General features: G+C 64.1%; 1 protein-coding gene. It reads left to right on the top strand.

All coding sequences use genetic code 11. The annotated features are described in order from the left end of the window. A partial coding sequence (locus tag RRF55_RS29425) for a cation:dicarboxylate symporter family transporter (RefSeq protein WP_439419517.1) occupies positions 1-209 on the top strand: 209 nt, incomplete at both ends.

The following is a 209-nucleotide window of genomic DNA, read 5'->3' as shown; positions in this document are numbered from 1 at the left end:
CCGGTGATCTTCTTCGCCGGCCTGCTCGGCTTCGCCATGGTCAAGCTGGGCGACAAGGTCAGCGAAGCACGCAAGCTGACGGGCCAGATGAGCGACATCATGATCCAGGTGACCCGCTTCGTGCTGGAGATCACCCCGCTGGGCACCTTCGGCCTGATCGCCGGCCTGGTCGGCAGCTATGGCTTCGAGAAACTGCTGCCGCTCGGCAA

The sequence above is a fragment of the Klebsiella sp. K47 genome (genome assembly GCF_051858335.1).
Lineage (GTDB): Bacteria > Pseudomonadota > Gammaproteobacteria > Enterobacterales > Enterobacteriaceae > Klebsiella > Klebsiella pneumoniae.
The sequence above is the reverse complement of the archived record's forward strand: the minus strand, read 5'-3'. Positions and strand labels throughout refer to the sequence as shown.